Consider the following 632-nt stretch of genomic DNA (forward strand, 5'->3'; position numbering starts at 1 on the left):
GTGCCCATCGTGTTGCAATAGCCGGTCGACGGCGCCGAGCTGGCCACCAGCCGGATGAACTCGGCGTCGTCGATCTCGCCCGCGGCGAGCAGCTGGCGCGCCTTCCACACGATCGTGCCCGAGCCGGTGCGCTCGCCCTTGTGCCAGCCGTTGAGCATCGGCCCCACCGACAAAGCAATCGCGGGGATGTTGACCGTGGCCGCCGCCATCAGCGCGGCCGGCGTGGTCTTGTCGCAGCCGATCGTCAGCACCACGCCGTCGAGCGGGTAGCCGTACAGCACCTCGACCAGCCCGAGATACGCCAGGTTGCGGTCGAGCCCCGCGGTCGGGCGCTTGCCCGTCTCCTGGATCGGGTGGACCGGGAACTCCAGCACGATCCCGCCCGCCTCGCGCACGCCCTCGCGCACCCGCTCCGCCAGCACCAGATGGTGGCGGTTGCACGGGGAGAGGTCGCTGCCGGTCTGCGCGATGCCGATGATCGGCTTGCCCGAGCGCAGCTCGTCGAGCGAAAGCCCGAAGTTGAGATAGCGCTCCAGATACAGCGCCGTCATGTCGATGTTTGCGGGATTGTCGAACCACGCCCGGCTGCGCAGCGCCGGCGTCTCATTGCTCTGGGTCATCGGTCGCTCCGG

Annotated in this window: 1 protein-coding gene; it reads right to left on the minus strand. The window is 69.3% G+C overall.

Annotated features, from left to right (window positions below; all coding sequences use genetic code 11):
* Positions 1-620: dihydroxy-acid dehydratase domain-containing protein (locus ACMGDM_RS20635; RefSeq protein ID WP_436806018.1), on the minus strand; the 620-nt coding region annotated here is incomplete at its 3' end.
* Between the last annotated feature and the right edge of the window lie 12 nt (positions 621-632).

The sequence above is a fragment of the Sphingomonas larreae genome (assembly GCF_051400595.1).
Taxonomy (GTDB): Bacteria; Pseudomonadota; Alphaproteobacteria; order Sphingomonadales; family Sphingomonadaceae; genus Sphingomonas.